Source organism: Streptomyces sp. NPDC059398, assembly GCF_042751845.1.
In the GTDB taxonomy this organism is placed as follows: Bacteria; Actinomycetota; Actinomycetes; order Streptomycetales; family Streptomycetaceae; genus Streptomyces.
Window position 1 is genome coordinate 1 of sequence record NZ_JBHYWP010000177.1, and the last position, 6,197, is coordinate 6,197.

Annotated in this window: 5 protein-coding genes; all 5 read left to right on the top strand. The window is 73.7% G+C overall.

From position 1 onward, the window contains the following. Positions 1–131 precede the first annotated feature (131 nt). The 5 genes from ACFXBC_RS34475 (at position 132) to moeZ (ending at position 6,147) form a co-directional block, all read left to right on the top strand. Positions 132–1,910 (top strand): DUF3492 domain-containing protein, encoded by a 1,779-nt coding sequence (locus ACFXBC_RS34475; RefSeq protein WP_385033855.1) that lies wholly within the window; start codon positions 132–134, stop codon positions 1,908–1,910. Continuing rightward, the gene (locus ACFXBC_RS34480) at positions 1,907–3,016 is read left to right on the top strand and encodes a hypothetical protein (protein ID WP_385033858.1); all 1,110 of its coding nucleotides are present in this window, start codon (positions 1,907–1,909) and stop codon (positions 3,014–3,016) included. Before ACFXBC_RS34475 ends, ACFXBC_RS34480 begins: the two co-directional genes overlap by 4 nt. A gap of 175 nt (positions 3,017–3,191) precedes the next feature. Further along, complete coding sequence (locus ACFXBC_RS34485) at positions 3,192–4,154, top strand: NAD-dependent epimerase/dehydratase family protein (protein WP_385033861.1); 963 nt, start codon at positions 3,192–3,194, stop codon at positions 4,152–4,154. After that, the gene (locus ACFXBC_RS34490; RefSeq protein ID WP_385033864.1) at positions 4,142–4,906 is read left to right on the top strand and encodes a spherulation-specific family 4 protein; all 765 of its coding nucleotides are present in this window, start codon (positions 4,142–4,144) and stop codon (positions 4,904–4,906) included. The genes ACFXBC_RS34485 and ACFXBC_RS34490 overlap by 13 nt, the downstream gene beginning before the upstream one ends. A gap of 62 nt (positions 4,907–4,968) precedes the next feature. Next, entirely contained in the window at positions 4,969–6,147 is a 1,179-nt protein-coding gene (moeZ, locus tag ACFXBC_RS34495) for an adenylyltransferase/sulfurtransferase MoeZ (RefSeq protein ID WP_385033867.1), read from the top strand. The last annotated feature ends 50 nt before the right edge of the window (positions 6,148–6,197 follow it).

The window sequence follows — 6,197 nt, forward strand, 5'->3', positions numbered from 1 at the left end:
CCACCCACACCCCCACCCCGCCCCCCCCACCCACACCCCCCCCCCCCCACCTCTCTGTCCGCTTACGGTCGTCCCGCTGCGAGTCGCCGTCACCCACGGCGACTGCCTGAAGGGAGACCGGGGGTGTGCTCATGCGGACAGGACTGCTTACGGACGGTGGCTATCCGTATGCGACAGGTGAGTCGCGGCTCTGGTGCGACCGGCTGGTGCGCGGTCTCGGCCGGCACGAGTTCGACGTCTACGCACTGAGCCGCAGCGCCCACCAGGAGGCATCCGGCCGAGTGGAACTGCCGCCCCAGGTACGGCGGGTGCGCACCGCGCCGCTCTGGACCGCGCCCCCGGCGGGCCGCTCCTACGGGCGCCGCGACCGGCGCCGCTTCGCCGCGCACTTCGGCGCGCTCGCGGCGGCCGTCTGCGGCGGCGGGCCGGACTTCGCCGACGGCCTCTACGGCCTGGCCGAACTGGCCAGGGAGCGCGGCGGGCTGCAGACGGCGCTCCGCTCCGAGACCGCCGTACGCGCCCTGGAGTCCGCCTGCCGCGCGCCCGGCGCGAGCCGCACCGTGCAGGCCGCCGGGCTCCCCGACCACCTGGCCTTCACCGACCTCCTCGAACGCGCGCTGCGGCCGCTCTCCCTCGACTGGTACACCGACGACACCTTGGGGGCCGCCGACCTCTGCCACGCCACGGCGGGCGGCACGGCCGCGCTGCCCGGGCTGCTGGCCAAACGCTTTTTCGGGGTGCCGCTGCTGGTCACCGAGTACGGCGTCCAGATCCGCTCGCACTTCCTCGCGGGCGGCGGCCGGAGCGCGCCGGTGCGGGCACTGCTCGCCGCCTTCCACCGCGCGCTCGCCGCCGAGGTGTACGGACAGGCCGCGGTGATCACCCCGGGCAATACGCACGCCCGCCGCTGGCAGGAGAAGTGCGGCGCCGACCCGGCGCGGCTGCGCACGGTCTACCCCGGCATGGAGGCCGCACGCTTCGCCGCCGTGGGGGACGGCGCGGACACCGGCGATCCGGCGACGCTGGTCTGGGTCGGGCGCATCGAGCCCGCCAAGGACCTGGTCTCGCTGCTGCACGCCTTCGCCGAGGTGCGCAGGGAGGAACCGGACGCGGTGCTGCGGATCGTCGGGGCGCCCGCCGACGGCCCCGAGGGCGCGGCCTATCTCGCCCACTGCCGGGCGCTGGCCGCCCAGTTGTTCCCGGACGAGGCGCCCGGTGCGCACGCCGTCGGCTGCAACCCCGTGGCCTTCGAGGGGATCGGGGGCCCCGGCGCCCCCGAACTCGCCGACGCCTATGCGGGGGGCGGGGTGGTGGTGCTCTCCAGCGTGGTGGAGGGGTTCCCGGTGAGCCTGGTGGAGGCGATGTTCTGCGGCCGGGCGACGGTCTCCACGGATGTCGGGGCCGTGGTCGAGGTCATCGGCGGCACCGGACTCGTGGTGCCACCGCGCAACCCCAGGGCGCTCGCCCATGCCTGCCTCGCGCTGCTGCGTGATCCCGCGCGCCGGGAGCGGCTGGGTGCGGCGGCGCGTGCGCGGGCGCTCGAACTGTTCACGGTCGAGCAGAACCTCGCGGCATTTCACAGCATTTACCTCGATCTGATCTCCCACTCGCCGGTCCGGCGTACGCCGGAGCACGACACCGGGACTCCCCGGCCCTTCGCCCATCCGGCCGAGTCGCACGTCCGGGGCAGCTGGGCGGCCGGGAGCGGCGCCGGCCCCACCGCGTTCCGTACCCCGAGCTGGGTGGAGCCGGAGTGCGCCCCCGGTAGGGGCCCGGCCTCCGGCACGGCCGGGGCGCGGGAGGAGGACGTACCGGCGGGAGACGTACCCGCGGAGCAGGTACCGGCGGACGGGGCGCCGGGGCCGCGGGCTGCCGGTGTGGTGGCCGCGATGGGGGAGGGCGGCCGATGAACGGGCCCCGTCCACAGCCCGGCGCCGACGCGTGGGGCGACCGCTCGGAAGCCGTACTCGGTGACGCGGGGCTGCCGGAACCCCCCGCGCGCAAGGGCGTACGCGGTCCCGCCGACCCCGTGAGGGCGTTGATGCACCGCCACCGCGAGCTGTGCGAGCAGGCCGTCGACCCGCTGGAGATCGCCGCCGGTCTCGAAGCGCACGGGATCACCGACCGGACCGCGGCCCGCTTCCGGCACCGCGACGTCTTCTCGCTCGCCGACGAGCTGTACGCCCGGATCCCCCGGGACACGGAGGCCGACGGCGCGGGACCGGAGCGGGGGCGGGCCGCCGTTCCCCGTGCTCCCTTCGACGGGCTGCTGCCCGGCGCCTGCGCCGTCGCGACCGTCACCGGGGCCGGACTGGTCCACGGCGGCGGCAGGCTCGCGGTCATGGCGGCGGGCGCGGCCCTCACCGGGCTCGCCCTCGCCGTCACCCTGCGCCGGGGCCCGCTGCGCGCCAGGGGGCGCACCATCCCCGCCGCGCGCCTGTACGTCTGCTGGCTGATCGGCTACGCGCTCTGCGGCGACGGGCTGCTCGACCAGTTCCAGCGCGGCGGCCCGGACGGGCCGTGGCCGCTCTCCGGCACCGCGGTGGCGGGTCTCGCCGTGGCCGTCGCACCCGCCGCCTGGTGTGTCCGGCTCTTCGCGCAGCTCGCCGGGCGGAAGCTCGCGACCAGCCGGGGCACCGCGGAGTTCACGGCCCGCACCCGGCCGCTGGTGGCCGCGGTCACCCTGCTGTACGCGGCCGTGCCCGCCGCCCTGTTGCTCGTGCCGGGCTTCAGCGCGGGAGCGGCGGCGCTCGCCGTCCTGCTCCTCCTCTCCCGGCTGCTCACCGTCCACGGACGCCCCGACGGCGCCGCCGCCGCGCTCGCCACCGCCTGTGCGGGGGAGGCGCTCGCCCTGGCCTCCGTCCTCATCGGCCGCCTCCCCGGCTGCCGCTTCGTCGCCGGGCCCGTCGACACCCTGGGCCCGGCGGCCGTGTCCGCCGTCGTCTGCGGAACGGCGGCGCTCGCCCTGCTGGTGCACGCCACGGCCGCACTCTCCCGCGCATCGGCGCACACCTGAACCGGCGGCCGGCCACGAGCCGGACCGCCCCACCGAACTCCCGCGGAGCCGACGCCGCGGGCCGGCCACCCCGCAACACCGGTCACACCTCACCCCGTAACACCTCAGAAGGAGAACGAATAATGAGCCCCGAACCCTCAGCCCCGACCCGTCGGTACCGAGAGGCGGCCGCGCGATGAGGGTGCTGCTGCTCGGAGCCAACGGATACCTCGGCCGCTATGTGGCCGACCGCCTGCTCGCCGACCCCGCCGTGCACCTCACGGCCCTCGGACGCGGCGACGACGCCGACGTCCGCTTCGACCTCGCCAGCGGCAGTCCGGGAGCGCTCACCCGCTTCCTGGACGCCGTCCACCCCGGGGTCGTCATCAACTGCGCCGGTGCCACCCGCGGCGGTGCCCGCGATCTGACCCGGCACAACACGGTCGCCGTCGCGTCCGTCTGCGAGGCGCTGCGCCGCAGCACCTGCAACGCCCGGATGGTGCAGCTCGGTTGCGCCGCCGAGTACGGGCCGAGCCAGCCCGGCTCGTCCACCGCCGAGGACGCGGTCCCGCGCCCCGGCGGCCCGTACGGGGTCTCCAAGCTGGCCGCCAGCGAGCTGGTGCTCAACTCGGGCCTCGACGCGATCGTCCTGCGGGTCTTCTCACCGGTCGGCCCCGGCACCCCCGCGGGCTCCCCGCTGGGCAGGCTCGCCGAGGCGATGCGCCGGGCGATGCAGGCAGGGGACAAGGAGCTGAAACTCTCCGGGCTCGGTGTCCAGCGGGACTTCGTCGACGTACGGGATGTGGCGCGCGCCGTCCACGCGGCCTCGCTCTCCGCCGCCCAGGGCATCGTCAACATCGGCACCGGCCATGCGGTGAAGCTGCGCGACGCCGCCGCCGTCCTGGCCAGGGTCGCCGGATTCGGCGGCCAGCTCCACGAGTTGGACGCGCCCCAGCACCGCCACGCGGGCCTGGTCGCACCCCGGCCGTCCGAACCGGTCATGGAACATCTGGCCGCGCCCTCCCCGTATCCGGACGGCTGCGGCGGCTGGCAGCAGGCGGACGTACGGACCGCGCGCGACCGGCTCGGCTGGCGCCCGCGCATCAATCTGGAGGAGTCGCTCGCGGACATCTGGATGGAGGCGGCATGCCGTATCTGACCCCGGCCGCGACCCTCTCCGCCGAACTGGGCTTCGGTGTACCGGGGTACGCGCATCCGCTGGTCGCACCGGTCGAATGGGCCGAACTCACCCGCCCGGGAACGCCGTTGCACTGGGTCGTGCTCAATGTCGCGGGCGGTCCCGGCGCCCGGCCCGACCCGCACTGCCTGGCGGCGGCGGGCCGGCTCCGGAACGCGGGGACCCGGGTGCTCGGCCATCTCGACATGGCCCACGGCGCCCGCCCCTTCGGCGAGCTGATCGCGGAGGCCCACCGCTTCACCGACTGGTACCGCACCGAGGGGTTCTTCCTCGACCGGGCCCCGGCCGGGCGGTCCGATCTGCCCGAGACCCGGCGGATCACGGACGCGCTCAGGTCGGTGACCGGCTCCGGCGGCCGTCTCGTGCTCGGGCACGGCGTCCACCCGTACCCCGGATACGCCGAGACCGCCGACCAGTTGGTCACCTTCAGCGGGCCCTGGACGGAGTACCGCTGGTCGCAGGTGGCGGAGTGGACCGCGGAGTACGACCCTTCGCGGTTCGCCCACTTCGTGCACGGCGTCCCGCGCACCCATCTGGAGGAGGCCGTCCGGATCGCCCGCTGGCAGGGAGCGGGGACGATCTTCTTCACCGACAGGACCGACCCGGCCGACAGGACCGGCACGACCGAAAGCTCCGAGAACGCGCCGTTCGAGGCGCTGCCCGGCTACTGGGACGAAATCGTCTCGCGGATCGGACCTGGTGTCTCGGAATGAGAAGGGGCGTGGCAGTGTTACGGAAGAACCATCGTACGTAGATACCGACCAACGGAGTCCCCGTGTCGCTGCCACCCCTGGTCGAGCCAGCTGCTGAACTCACCGTCGATGAGGTCCGCAGGTACTCCCGCCACCTGATCATCCCCGACGTGGGGATGGACGGGCAGAAGCGGCTGAAGAACGCCAAGGTGCTCGCCGTGGGCGCGGGCGGCCTCGGCTCGCCCGCCCTCATGTACCTGGCCGCGGCCGGGGTGGGCACGCTGGGCATTGTGGAGTTCGACGAGGTCGACGAGTCGAACCTGCAGCGCCAGATCATTCACAGCCAGGCCGACATCGGCCGCTCCAAGGCCGAGTCGGCCAAGGACACGGTCCTCGGGATCAACCCCCTGGTGAACGTGGTCCTTCACCAGGAGCGGCTTGAGGCCGAGAACGTGATGGACATCTTCTCCCAGTACGACCTGATCGTGGACGGCACGGACAACTTCGCCACCCGCTACCTGGTCAACGACGCGTGCGTGCTGCTCAACAAGCCGTACGTCTGGGGCTCGATCTACCGCTTCGACGGCCAGGCGTCGGTCTTCTGGTCCGAGCACGGCCCCTGCTACCGCTGCCTCTACCCGGAGCCGCCGCCCCCCGGCATGGTCCCCTCCTGCGCCGAGGGCGGCGTGCTCGGCGTGCTCTGCGCGTCGATCGGCTCCATCCAGGTCAACGAGGCGATCAAGCTGCTCGCGGGCATCGGTGACCCGCTGGTCGGCCGGCTGATGATCTACGACGCCCTGGAGATGCAGTACCGCCAGGTCAAGGTCCGCAAGGACCCCGACTGCGCGGTCTGCGGTGAGAACCCGACCGTCACCGAGCTCATCGACTACGAGGCCTTCTGCGGTGTCGTGTCCGAGGAGGCCCAGGAGGCGGCGGCCGGTTCGACGATCACTCCCAAGCAGCTCAAGGAGTGGATCGACGCCGATGAGAAGATCGAGATCATCGATGTCCGCGAGCCGAACGAGTACGAGATCGTCTCGATCCCGGGCGCGAAGCTGATCCCGAAGAACGAGTTCATCATGGGCACCGCCCTGTCGGACCTTCCGCAGGACAAGAAGATCGTCCTGCACTGCAAGACGGGCGTCCGCTCGGCCGAGGTGCTGGCCGTGCTGAAGTCCGCGGGCTTCGCGGACGCCGTCCATGTGGGCGGCGGCGTGATCGGCTGGGTCAACCAGATCGAGCCCGAGAAGCCGGTCTACTAGGCCGGTCCGCCAGGAACCTATTTCCGCCGCAGGGGGCGGCCCGCACATCC